General features: G+C 65.0%; 11 protein-coding genes and 1 tRNA gene. 11 read left to right on the top strand and 1 reads right to left on the bottom strand.

The window, feature by feature from the left end; translation table 11 throughout:
* Positions 1-14: 14 nt before the first annotated feature.
* The 3 genes from B0E47_RS08460 (at position 15) to B0E47_RS08450 (ending at position 3,918) form a co-directional block, all read left to right on the top strand.
* Positions 15-2,339 (top strand): DNA translocase FtsK, encoded by a 2,325-nt coding sequence (locus B0E47_RS08460; RefSeq protein ID WP_077513636.1) that lies wholly within the window; start codon positions 15-17, stop codon positions 2,337-2,339.
* 222 nt (positions 2,340-2,561) lie between these two features.
* On the top strand, positions 2,562-3,221 hold the full coding sequence (gene lolA / locus B0E47_RS08455; protein ID WP_077513634.1) for an outer membrane lipoprotein chaperone LolA: 660 nt from the start codon (positions 2,562-2,564) through the stop codon (positions 3,219-3,221).
* 4 nt (positions 3,222-3,225) lie between these two features.
* Positions 3,226-3,918, top strand: a complete 693-nt coding sequence (locus tag B0E47_RS08450; RefSeq protein WP_077513632.1) for a YoaK family protein — start codon at positions 3,226-3,228, stop codon at positions 3,916-3,918.
* A 12-nt stretch (positions 3,919-3,930) separates the two neighbouring features.
* Here B0E47_RS08450 and B0E47_RS08445 read toward each other — a convergent pair whose 3' ends face one another.
* Positions 3,931-6,945 carry a ligand-binding sensor domain-containing diguanylate cyclase gene (locus B0E47_RS08445; RefSeq protein ID WP_254422867.1) on the bottom strand — a complete coding sequence of 1,005 codons (3,015 nt, stop codon included), beginning with the start codon at positions 6,943-6,945 and terminating at the stop codon, positions 3,931-3,933.
* 223 nt (positions 6,946-7,168) lie between these two features.
* Here B0E47_RS08445 and B0E47_RS08440 point away from each other — a divergent pair, with 223 nt between their 5' ends.
* From B0E47_RS08440 to B0E47_RS08405, 8 genes are all read left to right on the top strand, one after another.
* Complete coding sequence (locus tag B0E47_RS08440) at positions 7,169-8,506, top strand: replication-associated recombination protein A (RefSeq protein ID WP_139351395.1); 1,338 nt, start codon at positions 7,169-7,171, stop codon at positions 8,504-8,506.
* 43 nt (positions 8,507-8,549) lie between these two features.
* Positions 8,550-9,182, top strand: coding sequence for a DsbA family protein (locus B0E47_RS08435; protein ID WP_077513626.1), 633 nt, complete (start codon positions 8,550-8,552; stop codon positions 9,180-9,182).
* Between the two features lie 92 nt (positions 9,183-9,274).
* The gene (locus B0E47_RS08430) at positions 9,275-9,853 is read left to right on the top strand and encodes a hypothetical protein (RefSeq protein ID WP_077513624.1); all 579 of its coding nucleotides are present in this window, start codon (positions 9,275-9,277) and stop codon (positions 9,851-9,853) included.
* Between the two features lie 105 nt (positions 9,854-9,958).
* Positions 9,959-11,239, top strand: coding sequence for a serine--tRNA ligase (gene serS, locus B0E47_RS08425; RefSeq protein WP_077513622.1), 1,281 nt, complete (start codon positions 9,959-9,961; stop codon positions 11,237-11,239).
* Complete coding sequence (locus B0E47_RS08420; protein WP_077513620.1) at positions 11,236-11,619, top strand: LrgA; 384 nt, start codon at positions 11,236-11,238, stop codon at positions 11,617-11,619. The genes serS and B0E47_RS08420 overlap by 4 nt, the downstream gene beginning before the upstream one ends.
* An 859-nt stretch (positions 11,620-12,478) precedes the next feature.
* Positions 12,479-12,568 (top strand) — tRNA-Ser (locus tag B0E47_RS08415).
* A gap of 377 nt (positions 12,569-12,945) precedes the next feature.
* Positions 12,946-13,236 carry a BrnT family toxin gene (locus B0E47_RS08410; protein ID WP_077513618.1) on the top strand — a complete coding sequence of 97 codons (291 nt, stop codon included), beginning with the start codon at positions 12,946-12,948 and terminating at the stop codon, positions 13,234-13,236.
* A complete protein-coding gene (locus B0E47_RS08405) occupies positions 13,226-13,516 on the top strand; it encodes a BrnA antitoxin family protein (RefSeq protein ID WP_077513617.1) in 291 nt (96 codons plus the stop codon). The genes B0E47_RS08410 and B0E47_RS08405 overlap by 11 nt, the downstream gene beginning before the upstream one ends.
* Positions 13,517-13,615 lie beyond the last annotated feature (99 nt).

Raw genomic sequence — 13,615 nt, 5'->3', positions numbered from 1 at the left:
AGGGGGCACCCAAGGTGGCGCGCAGCGCGAATGTGAAGCAACAACCGAGGGCGGCCCTCAGCGAAGAGCTGAAGCGCCGGCTGCGTGAAGCCGGCGCCCTGCTGCTGCTGCCACTGGCGCTGTATCTGCTGGTGTGCCTGTTCAGCTACAACCCGCATGACCCCAGCTGGACCAATGCCGGCCAGCTGGAGCATGCGCGCAATTTCGGCGGCACGGTGGGTGCCTACATCGCCGACCTGCTGCGCTGGATCTTCGGCCTGGTGGCGTACTGCTTCCCGTTGCTGCTGCTGTTGCTGGGCGTGCAGGTATTGCGCCAGCGCGGCCAGCAGGCGCTGCATCCGTGGGAGCCGGCGCTGCGCCTGGTCGGTTTCGTGTTTTTCTTCATCACCGGTCCGGCGCTGCTTTATCTCAACTTCGCGCAGGAGCCGGTACAGCCGCAGGGCATCGGCGGCATCATCGGCGTATGGGTCGGCCACGCCGTGCTGTCGGCGTTCGGCTCAACCGGCGCGCCGCTGCTGTTGCTGGCGCTGTTCCTGATCGCGGTGACCCTGGCCACCGGCCTGTCCTGGTTCGGCTTGATGGACTGGACCGGGCGCGGCGTGCTGCAGCTGACGGCTTGGCTCAAGGGCAAATTGCGCGAGGCCCCGCAGGTGCTGGCCGCGCGCCAGGCGCGCAGCGAGCGCGAGGTGATCAAGAAGGCCGATGCGGTGAAACAGGCGCGGCGCGAGCCGGTGCGCATCGAGGCGGCGCCCGCCCCGGTGACCAAGAGCGAGCGCGCCCGCCTGGAAACGCAGATACCGTTGTTCACCGGTGCCGCGGCACCGGGCGAGCTGCCGCCGCTGTCGCTGCTGGACGAGGCACCGGAGCAGGGGCCGGGCTACACCGAGGAAACCCTCGAAGTGCTCTCGCGCCAGGTCGAGTTCAAGCTCAAGGACTTCAAGATCGACGTGAAGGTGGTGGGTGCCTATCCGGGCCCGGTGATCACCCGCTTCGAGATGGAGCCCGCGCCGGGCATCCGCGGCTCGCAGGTCTCCAGCCTGGACAAGGACATCGCGCGTGGCCTGTCGGTGGTCAGCGTGCGCGTGGTCGACGTGATTCCCGGCAAGAACGTGATCGGCCTGGAGATCCCCAACACCCGCAAGCAGATCGTGTACCTGTCCGAGATCCTGCGCTCGGACAAGTACGACCAGATGAAGTCGCCGCTGGCGCTGGCGCTGGGCAAGGACATCGGCGGCAAGCCGGTGGTGGTCGACCTCGGCAAGATGCCGCACCTGCTGGTGGCCGGCACCACCGGTTCGGGCAAGTCGGTGGCGGTCAACGCGATGGTGCTGAGCCTGCTGTACAAGGCCAGCCCGAAAGACGTGCGGATGATCATGATCGACCCGAAGATGCTGGAGCTCTCGGTCTACGAGGGCATCCCGCACCTGCTGGCGCCGGTGGTCACCGACATGAAGGAAGCGGCCAACGCGCTGCGCTGGTGCGTGGCCGAGATGGAGCGTCGCTACAAGCTGATGGCGGCCGTCGGCGTGCGCAATCTCGCCGGCTTCAACAAGAAGGTGAAGGACGCCGAGAACGCCGGCCAGCCGCTGCTCGATCCGCTGTTCCGACCCAATCCGGAGATGCCGAACCTGGCCGCGGAGCCGCTGGAGCCGCTGCCGAACATCGTGGTGATCATCGACGAATTCGCCGACATGATGATGATCGTCGGCAAGAAGGTGGAGGAGCTGATCGCCCGCCTGGCACAGAAGGCGCGCGCCGCCGGCGTGCACCTGATCCTGGCCACCCAGCGTCCCTCGGTGGACGTGATCACCGGCCTGATCAAGGCGAACATTCCCACCCGCATCGCGTTCCAGGTCTCCAGCAAGATCGACTCACGCACGATCCTCGACCAGAGTGGCGCGGAGGCGCTGCTCGGCCATGGCGACATGCTGTACCTGCCGCCGGGTACCGCCACGCCAGAGCGCGTGCATGGCGCCTTCGTCGACGACCACGAGGTGCACGGCGTGGTCAACTGGCTGCGCTCGCAGGGCACGCCGAACTACATCGAGGGGGTGCTGGAGGAAGTGCAGGCCACCAGCGACGGCAAGTTCATCAACGACGCCGGCTTGCCGCAGGAAGGCGAGGAGGGCGGCGACGCCGACACCCAGCTCTACGACAAGGCCGTGGCGGTAGTCACGCAAACGCGCCGCGCCTCGATCTCCGGCGTGCAGCGGCACCTGCGCATCGGCTACAACCGCGCCGCGCGACTGGTCGAGCAGATGGAGCAGGACGGCGTGGTCAGCGCGCCCCAGCACAACGGCAACCGCGAAGTGCTCGCGCCGCCACCGCCAAAGGATTGAAACGAAATACCCCGAAGGAGCCCGCTGGCCGGCGATGCTCTTGCGAATCCCGGCTTTCAACAGACGAACGTCTGGTCATCCCGAATCCCGAATCCCGAATCCCGAATCCCGAATCCCGAATCCCGAATCCCGAAAGAAGAGCATCGCCCGCCAGCGGGCTCCTACCGATCGGTTAAGCCGTTGCTGTCCACAATCCACATCTTTGTCACTGCGGAACACCCGATGAAACGCCTTCTGCCCGCCCTGTCCACTTTGCTGCTGATATTTTCGGCCGCAACGCATGCCGCCAGCGGCCCGGCCCGCGCGCGGCTCGATGCCTTCGCCACCGGTTTGCATTCGTTGACCGGGCATTTCAGCCAGACCCTGACCAATGCCAATGGCCAGGCGGCCAAGACCAGCTCCGGCACGCTCGCCCTGGAAGCGCCGCGGGAATTTCGCTGGGACACCCTGGCGCCGTACAAGCAGACCATCGTGGCCGACGGCGGCCGGGTCTGGATGTACGATCCCGACCTCGAGCAGGTGACGGTGCGCAAGCAGAATACCGAGGAGGCGCACAGCCCGCTGACCGTGCTGACCGACCTCAAGCAACTGGACAAGGAGTTCAAGGCCAGCGAACGCGGCGAGCATGATGGGCTGCTGTGGCTGCGGCTGACCTCGACCAGCAAGGACCCGCAGTTCGCCTGGGTCGACCTCGGCTTCAATGACAAGGGTCTCGCCCGCATGGCCTTCCGCGACCAGCTCGGTTCGACCACCGACATCAGCTTTTCGGACTGGCAGCGCAATCCGTCGCTGCCGGTGGGCACCTTCACCTTCGTGCCGCCGAAGGGCGCCGACGTGATCGGCGACGTGCCGGACATATCGATCCAGCCGATCAAGGACTGAGACGGTGCCGGTATTGCGCCAGCTGCCACGCTGGGCCTGGTACGGCACCGGCATCCTCGCGTTCATCGCGGGCATGGTCAACGCGGCGGGCTATCTCGGCTTCCGGCATGAGTCCATCAGCAACATGACCGGCAATACCAGTTTGCTTGGTATCGCACTTGGCAACTCCGGCGGCAGCGAAGCGGTTCACTGGGCTCTCGCGATTGCGTCGTTCGTGTTCGGCGCCACGCTGAGTGGAATGATCGTGCAGCAAAGTACGTTGAAGCTCGGCCGCCGCTACGGCGTGGCGCTGGTGCTGGAGTCGCTGCTGCTGGTCGCCGCCGTCCCGTTGCTCGAGGCTTCAAATTCCGCGGGCCTGTACCTTGCATCGGTGGGCATGGGCTTGCAGAACGGCATCGTCAGTGCCTACAGCGGCGCGGTGATTCGTACCACCCACGTCACCGGTATCTTTACCGATCTGGGCATCTACATCGGGCACATGTTGCGGCGGCTGCCGGTGGACATGCTGCGTCTGCGCGTCTGCATGGTGGTCGCTGCCAGCTTCATGATTGGCAGCGCGGCCGGGGCCATGCTGTTCCGGGTGATGCAGGAGCGCACCCTGCTGATTCCCGCGGCGCTCACCGGATTTTGCGGCGTGAGCTACGGTCTCTATCGACAATATGCGATGAGGAAGGGAGCCACCTCGGACGTCCCTTGATCGTTTTCCGGCTCAGCCGGCGACTGCGCAGCGATTGCGACCGCCGCGCTTGGCCTCGTACAGGGCCTTGTCGGCGCGGGAAAGCCATTGCTCGATGGATTCGCCCGGGCGCAGCGCAGCGACACCGATGCTGACCGTCACCCGGATCGGCTGACTGTTGTAGTCCACCGCGTTGTCGGCCATGACGCTGCAGATGCGCTCGGCGATTTCCCGCGCCTGCGGCACGCCGGTGTCGGGCAGGCACAGCACGAATTCCTCGCCGCCGTAGCGGCCCAGCAGATCGCCCTGCCGGCAATGCTGCTTGATCACCTCGATCGCGCCGCGGATGACGGCATCGCCGGCAAGATGCCCGTGAGTGTCGTTGATCGCCTTGAAGCGGTCGAGGTCGAACAGCGCGATGCAGACCGAGCGCTCGCGTGCCTGGTCACGCTGCGTGCGCGCCAGTTCCAGGAAACGGCGCCGGTTGTAGATGCCGGTGAGCCCATCGGTGCTGGCCAGCTCGTCGAGGCGCTGGTTGGCGGCACGCAGGTCGCGCGTGTGCTCGTTGATCTGCCGCAGCAGTTGTGCCGCCTGGCGACGCAGATACAGCGTGCGCAAGTGCACAAGCAACACCACCAGGGCGATCAGCAACGCGATCGCGGCCAGTTTGCTGAACCAGGTCTCGTACCAGCGCGGGGCAACCTTGATCAGCAGATGGGCCTGGACGGTTTGCGGATACATGCCGTGGGTGGAAGCGCGCAGGTAAAGTGTGTAGCGACCATGCGCCAGGTTGGTGTAATTCGCGCTGGGTAGTGCGCCCTTGGGAATATCGACCCAGCTGTCGTCCAGGCCATCCATCCGGTAGCTGTACGAGGTTTCGCCCGGCGCCCGGTAATCGAGCAGCGAGAAGTCGATGCGCAGGTTGCGGTTGCCCGGATCGAGCCCGATGTCCGCGCCATCGCGAGGCAGCTTGCCGAACGGCAGCGCGACATTGCCGACCACGGCATGGGTGATCGCCAACGGGGCATTCGGGCCGGACGCGGGCCGCCATTGCGGGCGGATGACGGTCAGTCCGCCCAGCCCGCCGAACATCAGTTTGCCGTCCGGCGCGCGTGCGGCGTCGTCGGCATAGTGATAACTGCGGATACGCAAGCCGTCGCGTGGCCCCAGGTTGCGTACTGCATGGGTATGCGCATCGATCAGTGAGATGCCGCTGGAGGTGCTCGCCCAGATGTAGCCCAGGTCGTCGCTCAGCGCACTGTTGACCATGTCGCTGGCAAGTCCCTGGGCCACACCTATGCTGGAAAAGCGCCAGGGTTCGGCGTTGCTGCTCGTAGCCAGTCCACCCGAGGTGCTGACCCAGATGTTCCCCTCGGGATCCACCGTGACCGCGCTTACGGAATCTCCAGGCAGGCTGGATGGATCGTTGTCGTGATGGGTGAGGTTGCGAAAGCCGTGGCTATCCCGGGAGTTGTCGGCGATGCTGATGCCACGGGCCGTGCCGTACCACCACTGCTTGCCGACGCGCAGAATCTGTCGCACGGTATCGCTGGTCAGGCTGGAGGGGTCGTTCGGGTCGTGTTTGACATGATCCAGCACGCCGGTGCCGGTGTCGTAGCGATACAGGCCGTCGTAGGTGCCGATGAGCAGGCGGTTGCCGTCGCACTGCAGGTTCAATACCGGCACGTTCTCCAGCGCCGGCAGGATCGACGGGTGGATCACGAGCGTCACCGGATCGATCCGTGCCAGGCCCTGGCTGCCTACCCAGATCGAGCCGTCCGCCGCTTCGACAAAGGACTGGATGTCGCGATGGGTCTGGCTGCCCCCCAGGTGCAGATGGCTCATGCGCCCGGCCTTGAGGTCGATCACGTCGATGCGGCCCGAGTTCAGCCCGACCCAGATCAGCCCGCGGCTGTCGACGTAGAGGCCGCGCACGCTGGTGTCGCTCAGCGCATTCTGTTGCAGTGGCGAAGGCAGCACGGCGAAGGCGCTGCGAGCGCCGGGATAGGTCCGGGCCAGGCCGAGATCGGTGGCCGCCCAGACGTTGCCTGCGCGATCGGCCAGCAGGGCTCGCACGGAGTCGCCGGGCAACGATGAGTCGATCGCCGGGTCGTGTTCGATCATGCGCGGATGCACGTCGCCGGGGCTGTACGCCAGCACGCCGCTGCCGTCCGTGGCGATCCACATCGTGTCCGCCGAGACCTCGAGGAAATCCCGTACGGTGGCCTGCTGGGCACCCTGCAGATAGCCGCTGAATTCTGGTACCGGATGCCATTGACCGTCGGTGTCGCGGAACACCGCACCAGCCTGGCCGCTGCCTGCCCACAGGCGGCCGGCCTTGTCCTCATGGATGGCCCAGACCTGGTTTTCGAGGACGGTGGCCACCGTGCCGGCGGGATGTTGCGGACGCACGAAGCGGCTGCTGCCGGCCTGGCGCACGAACAGGCCGCTGTTGTTGCCCAGCCACAAGTTGCCGGCGCGATCCTGCATCACCGTGAAATCGCGCGGCGCCGCTTCGCTGCCGGTGTCCACGTGACGGATCGTGTTCGAGCGCAGGTCGAGGTGGTCCAGCCCTTGCTCGGTGGCGATCCAGACGCCGCCGGCATGATCGTCGGCAAGTGCAAAAATCTTGCTGTCCGAGGTTCCGCTGGCGCCGTTAGGATAGCTGTGGAAGGTATTGGTCGCGGGGTCGAAACGCACCAGCCCGCCGGCATTGGTGCCCACCAGCAGGCCACCGTCGGGCAGCGCCAGCAGGCAGCGCACATAGGCATCGGGCAGGCCCTTGCCGTTGCCGCCACGGACGTCGAACATCTGGGTGCGGTAGCCGTCGTAACGGGCCAACCCGACCATGGTGCCGATCCACAGCAGGCCTTGCCGATCCTGTGCCAGCGCCGTGACGATCGAAGGCGGAAGCCCTTCGGCGGTGGATACCTTGTCGAACCAGGGGGCGTCGAACGGCGCCCACGGATCGGGGCTGGCGGCGAGGCTGGAACCTGCCCGGAAAATCAGCAGGATCAGCCCGAAAAGTCCCAGCCAGGAGCGACGCACCGACAACCTCACGCAGACCACCGGCGGTCGCCCGAGGCCGTGCAGGGCGAACGTGCGCCCCCAGCTTGCTTCATGCCATGACTGGTCTTGCGCACGATCACTTGCTGGTCGCCCCCCGGCGTGCCCTGTAGAGCAAATCCACATCCCAGGCAAGTCCATGATAGCGGGAAACCGCGAAATTTCGGCGTGACGACGGTGCCGGTGCATGCCGTATCATGCCCGCATGTCCCGTTCCGTCCCGTCGTCCGCCCCCGGCCTGTTCGCCGAGCCAGACGCCCTCAAGCCGCTGGCCGAGCGGATGCGCCCGCGAGACCTGGACGAGATCGTCGGCCAGCAACGCCTGGTCGGTGCCGACAAGGCGCTGCGCCGTGCGCTGGAAGCCGGCAAGATCCACTCGATGGTGCTGTGGGGCCCGCCCGGCTGCGGCAAGACCACGCTGGCGCTGCTGGTGGCGCGCTATGCCGATGCGGATTTTCGTGCGATCTCCGCCGTGCTGTCCGGTCTGCCGGACGTGCGCAAGGCGCTGGCCGAGGCCGAGGTGAACTTCGCCCAGGGCAGGCGCACCGTGCTGTTCGTGGACGAGGTGCATCGCTTCAACAAGACCCAGCAGGATGCCTTCCTGCCGCATATCGAAAAAGGCGTGATCATCTTCATCGGTGCCACCACCGAGAACCCCTCGTTCGAACTGAACTCCGCGCTGCTGTCGCGCTGCCGCGTGCACGTGCTGGAGCCGGTTTCAGGCGATGACATCATCGCTGCGCTGAAGCGCGCCCTGAGCGACGACGAACGCGGCCTCGGCGAGCTGCGGTTGCAGGTTTCCGACGAATCGCTGGACTCGATTGCCCAGGCCGCCGACGGCGACGTGCGTCGCGCGTTGACCCTGCTGGAAATCGCCGCCGAACTGGCCGAAGACAAGAAGATCGACGAGGTTACGCTCACGCAGGTGCTGGCCGACCGCACGCGCCGCTTCGACAAGCAGGGCGAGCAGTTCTACGACCAGATCTCCGCGTTGCACAAATCCGTGCGCTCGTCCGATCCCGATGCGGCGGTGTACTGGCTGTGCCGCATGCTCGATGGCGGTGTCGACCCGTTGTATCTCGCACGCCGGATGACGCGCATGGCGGTGGAAGACGTCGGCCTGGCCGAGCCCCGCGCCTGGCGCATGGCGCTGGATGCATGGGATACCTACGAACGCCTGGGCAGTCCCGAAGGCGAGTTGGGCCTGGCCCAACTGGCGATCTGGCTGGCGATCTCGCCCAAGAGCAACGCCGCCTACATGGCCTATAACAAGGCCCGCGCCGCGATCCGCGAAGGCGGCACGCTCGAAGTGCCGATGCACCTGCGCAACGCACCGACCAAATTGATGAAAGGCCTCGGCTACGGCAAGGGCTACCAGTACGACCACGACGCCGAAGGCGGCATCGCACTCGACCAGCAATGCCTGCCCGACGAACTGGTCGGCAGCGTGTTCTACGAACCGGTCGAACGTGGGCTGGAATTGCAATTGCGCGAGAAGCTGCTGGCCCTGCGCGAAGCGAGGCGTGACGCGCGCAAGAAGTAATCGTCGGTCCGCGAGCACCAAACCACTGCAACGAGGCCATGTCATGCCCGTCACCTGGTACTTTGATTTCATCTCGCCGTTTGCATGGTTGCACTGGCCCAAGGTCAAGGCGCTGGCGGCAACGCAACCAGTAACGCTGCGGCCCATCCTTTTTGCCGGTGTGCTCGATCGATGCGGGCAGAAAGGCCCAGCCGAGATCCCTGCAAAGCGCGAATTCACCTATCGCTACACGCTGTGGCGCGCACGGCAGGCCAACCAGCCGCTGAAATATCCGCCGGCACACCCGTTCAATCCGCTCGCCGCGTTGCGCCTGTGCATTGCCGAAGGCAGCAGCATTGCGGCAACCGATGCGATTTTCGACTGGATATGGGGGCAAGGCCAGGCGGCCGATTCCGCCGAAGCGCTGGCTCCCGTCGCGGCCAAGCTTGGCATCGAAGATATCCATGCGGCCATCGCCCGCCCTGAAGTAAAGGCCAAGCTTCGCGAGAATTTCGATCAGGCAATGAGCGAGCAGATCTTTGGCGTGCCGACGCTCTCCATCGGCGGACGTCTGTTCTGGGGTGAAGACGCGCATGACTTCGCCATGGCCTGCCTGCGCGATCCCACGTTGTGGGACGACGCGGAAATGCAACGTGTCGCGGCATTGCCGGTGGGCATAAGCCGCACGGTCGCGTAAGACTCGCCACAGGTCTGTTGCGATCCACCTTGCGAGCGTTCAGCGCGCCAGCATAGATTTGATGCACCAACGGTTTCGAGGGAGGGTGAACCATGCGCGTACTCGTGGCAGGTCTGATCGGCGGCATTCTGATGTTCATGTGGGGCGTGATGGCGCATATGGCGCTGGGCCTGGGCAATGTAGGCATCAAGCAGCCGGCCAATGAAAACGCGGCGCTTAGCGGCCTGCAGGAAGGGCTGGGCGGACAGGCAGGTGTGTACATACTGCCTTCGCTGGATCCTGGGAAGATGGGCGACGCGGCCGAAGTCAGGACCTATTCGATCAAGGCTGTCCGCTCGCCGTATGCCTGGGTGGTCTATCAGCCGCAAGGTACCGACATGATGCAGATGGGCCCGCAGATCGGGCGGCAGTGGGCGTCCGACACGCTGAGCGCGCTGGCGCTGGCGTTCGTGATGGGGTTGGCCGTGGTCGGCTTCCGCCGTCGTCTCGCCATCGCGGCGGCGGCCGCGATATTCGCCTGGCTCAGCACCATGCTGCCGTACTGGAACTGGTATCGCTTCCCGCTCGACTTCACTCTCGCCGCGCTGGTCGAGCAACTGATCGGCTGGCTGATCGCCGGCGCCGCGATGGCGTGGTGGCTGGGCCGCAGCGAACGCAAGCTGGCCGGCTGAACTGGCTGCAAGCCGGGCGGCGCAGCCACGCCGCCCGGTATTCATTGCGACGATTGCCGCCTGGCAGCGATAATTCCCGGTTCAAGCCTTTATCTGGAACCGATCATGCTGGATCCCGCACTGCTGCGTTCGCGCCTCGCCGACACCGCTGCACGCCTCAAGGAAACCCGTGGCTACGTGCTCGACGTGTCCGCCGTGGAAGCGCTGGAGGCCGCCCGCAAGCAGCTGGCGATGGAAACGCAGGAGCTGCAGAACCTGCGCAACACGCGTTCCAAATCGATCGGCCAGGCCAAGGCGAAAGGCGAGGACGTGGCGGCCCTGATGGCCGAGGTCGCTGGCCTCGGCGACAAGCTCAAGGCGAACGAACATGCATTGGCCGACGCGCAGGTGAAGCTTGCCGATATCGCGCTGGGCATCCCGAACATCCCGCACGCCTCCGTACCCCTCGGCAAGGACGAAAACGACAACGTCGAAGTCAGCCGCTGGGGCAATCCGCGCAGCTTCGACTTCGCGGTTAAGGATCACGTCGAACTGGGCGAGCGCCACGGCTGGCTCGACGGCGACGCCGGCGCCAAGCTCTCCGGCGCGCGCTTCACCGTGCTGCGCGGCCAGCTCGCTCACCTGCATCGCGCGCTCGGCCAGTTCATGCTCGACCTGCACACCGGAGAGCACGGCTACCTCGAATGCAACGTGCCGGTGATCGTCAACGCCGACAGCATGCAGGGCACCGGCCAGCTGCCGAAATTCGAGGAAGACCTGTTCGCCACCGAAGTCGGCGAAACGAAGCGCTACCTGATTCCCACCGCCGAAGTCTCGCTGACCAACCTGGTGCGCAACACTATCCAGGACGCTGACGCACTGCCGCTACGCATGACTGCGCATACCTTGTGTTTTCGCGCCGAAGCCGGCAGCTACGGCCGCGACACCCGCGGCATGATCCGCCAGCACCAGTTCGAAAAAGTCGAGATGGTGCACATCGCCCGTGCCGACCAGTCGCATGCGCAGCTGGAGGAAATGGTCGGTCACGCCGAACAGGTGCTGCAGAAACTCGGCCTGCCGTACCGCAAGATGCTGTTGTGCAGCGGCGACATGGGCTTCACCGCGGTGAAGACCTACGACCTCGAAGTGTGGCTACCCAGCCAGCAGACCTACCGCGAAATCTCCAGCTGCTCCAACTGCGAGGATTTCCAGGCCCGCCGCCTGCAGGCCCGCGTGCGCAACGCCGACACCGGCAAGCCCGAACTCGTGCACACCTTGAACGGCTCCGGCCTCGCCATCGGCCGCACCCTGATCGCCGTGATGGAAAACAACCAGAACGCCGACGGCTCGATCACCGTGCCCGCCGTGCTCCGTCCCTACATGAATGATGTGGATCGCATCGCATGAACGCGCAAATGTCACCAGCCAGCCCGTGGAGCAAGGTCGAGCTGGTCACCAGCATTACCCTGATCGCCTGCCTGCTGGCCTTCATCGGCAGCCGGCTGGTGTTCGCCCTCTGGTGGCCGCTGCATCCTGTCGACTTCATCATCTCGACGATCGCCGTGATCCTGCTCATCGTCAGCTTCTGGTTCGCCGCCCCTCGCCGCAGCTGGCGCATCGCCGTGATCGCCTACGCCAGCGCCACCCAGCTGGTGCCAATGGTGATCCGCGAACCGGTCCTGCTGCTGCCGCTGCTCGGCGCCCTGATCCCGCTTGCGATCCTGTTCGGTTGCCTCTGGGCGCTGTCGAAGAAGGGTGGAGGCAATCATCCGCAGCACGGTTCCTGATAGGATTGCGGCCCTCGCGGAAGGATCGCGAACAAGTTCGGAGAGATGGCCGAGTGGTTTAAGGCACCGGTCTTGACGCGGAGGCAGGAGGCCGAAGAGGACAGCGGCGCAGCCGCTGGCCCCGAAGGGGTGAAGGGCAGGAGGCCCGGAACAAAACTGCTGTAGTGGCGCGCAACGCGCGCCTTCGACAGGACAACGAGTTTGGAGAGATGGCCGAGTGGTTTAAGGCAGCAGTCTTGACGCGGAGGCTGGAAGCCGAAGCGGACAGCGGCGCAGCCGCTGGCCCCGAAGGGGTGAAGGGCAGGATGCCCGGAACAAAACTGCCGTAGTGGCGCGCGATGCGCGCCTTCGACAGGACAACGAGTTTGGAGAGATGGCCGAGTGGTTTAAGGCAGCAGTCTTGACGCAGAGGCTGGAAGCCGAAGCGGACAGCGGCGCAGCCGCTGGCCCCGAAGGGGTGAAGGGCAGGATGCCCGGAACAAAACTGCCGTAGTGGCGCGCGATGCGCGCCTTCGACAGGACAACGAGTTTGGAGAGATGGCCGAGTGGTTTAAGGCAGCAGTCTTGACGCAGAGGCTGGAAGCCGAAGCGGACAGCGGCGCAGCCGCTGGCCCCGAAGGGGTGAAGGGCAGGATGCCCGGAACAAAACTGCCGTAGTGGCGCGCGATGCGCGCCTTCGACAGGACAACGAGTTTGGAGAGATGGCCGAGTGGTTTAAGGCAGCAGTCTTGACGCGGAGGCTGGAAGCCGAAGCGGACAGCGGCGCAGCCGCTGGCCCCGAAGGGATGAAGGGCAGGATGCCCGGAACAAAACTGCCGTAGTGGCGCGCGATGCGCGCCTTCGACAGGACAACGAGTTTGGAGAGATGGCCGAGTGGTTTAAGGCAGCAGTCTTGAAAACTGCCGTAGGTGTGAGCCTACCGTGGGTTCGAATCCCACTCTCTCCGCCAGAAAAGTAAACGCCCCCGTGTGGGGCGTTTACTTTTCTGATGGTGACGACGGGGACGAGAACCCACCGGTTACTCGGCACATCCTGTGCGTCGCCCTTCGGACCGTCGGCTGTGCCGACGTTCGCTCCGGCATCCTCGGATCAAGTCCGGGGCAGGTTTTGCCTCCGCAGTCGACGAATTCGCCGAAGCAAATTTGAACAGCCGCAGGCCGGCCCCGCAGCGCGCGGCACGATGGGGGTGAGGCTCAGGATGAGCCGACCATTCCCACCCATCATGAGTAGCGGAAATTCGTCGGAAGCGACGCTGATCCGCTTGGTTATTCCCTTGACAGTCGCGCTTCATGTAACTACATTTGATAACTACGAAATCCGGAATCCATGGATATGGACTTCGAGTGGGACGATGCCAAGGCGGCTTCAAACCTGCGCAAACATGGCGTCACCTTCGAAGATGCGGCTCATGTGTTTCTGGATGGCGGACGTGTCGACATGGTCGATGACCGCGAGAACTACGGCGAGGTCCGATGGTTGACGTTGGGCTGGGCGGGGCCGGTGTTGCTGGTCGTGGCCTACACTTTGCGCGGTGCGGATGCAGACATCATCCGCATCATCTCGGCCCGCAAGGCCAATGCCAGCGAGCGAGCGTACTACCGTGAAAATGAAGCTTGATCCCAACCATCCCAAGCCGTTGACCGCCGCTCAGCGCAAACGCCTGCAGGCGGTGGCGGACCAGCCGGATGGCAGCATCGACTACAGCGATATTGCCGCGATGTCGGCCAAGTTTTGGGCGAAGCATCGTCCCGAGCGAATCGAGCCGAAGGCGCAGGTCACCCTGCGGATCGATCAGGACGTGATCGATTACTTCAAGGGTGGTGGCAAGGGTTACCAGACGCGGATCAACGACGTATTGCGCAGTTTCGTGGCAGCCCACGCGCCAAGACAGCGCTGACCCGCTCACCGCATCTCGCGGGTCGAGGCTTGGACGTTCCGGTTCGCCGCAGTGCGATCGCCCGGACGACCATCACGTTATTCAAATTGCTCCTGATGT

The sequence above is a fragment of the Rhodanobacter sp. B05 genome (assembly GCF_002001085.1).
Taxonomy (GTDB): Bacteria; Pseudomonadota; Gammaproteobacteria; order Xanthomonadales; family Rhodanobacteraceae; genus Rhodanobacter.
Note: the sequence above shows the minus strand (reverse complement) of the source record. Positions and strands in the feature narration are given on the sequence as shown.

Coding starts and splice junctions, on each gene's coding strand:
- lolA (WP_077513634.1), top strand. CDS start 2,562: ATGAAACGCCTTCTGCCCGCCCTGTCCACTTTGCTGCTGATATTTTCG.
- B0E47_RS08440 (WP_139351395.1), top strand. CDS start 7,169: ATGTCCCGTTCCGTCCCGTCGTCCGCCCCCGGCCTGTTCGCCGAGCCA.
- B0E47_RS08435 (WP_077513626.1), top strand. CDS start 8,550: ATGCCCGTCACCTGGTACTTTGATTTCATCTCGCCGTTTGCATGGTTG.
- B0E47_RS08430 (WP_077513624.1), top strand. CDS start 9,275: ATGCGCGTACTCGTGGCAGGTCTGATCGGCGGCATTCTGATGTTCATG.
- serS (WP_077513622.1), top strand. CDS start 9,959: ATGCTGGATCCCGCACTGCTGCGTTCGCGCCTCGCCGACACCGCTGCA.
- B0E47_RS08420 (WP_077513620.1), top strand. CDS start 11,236: ATGAACGCGCAAATGTCACCAGCCAGCCCGTGGAGCAAGGTCGAGCTG.
- B0E47_RS08410 (WP_077513618.1), top strand. CDS start 12,946: ATGGATATGGACTTCGAGTGGGACGATGCCAAGGCGGCTTCAAACCTG.
- B0E47_RS08405 (WP_077513617.1), top strand. CDS start 13,226: ATGAAGCTTGATCCCAACCATCCCAAGCCGTTGACCGCCGCTCAGCGC.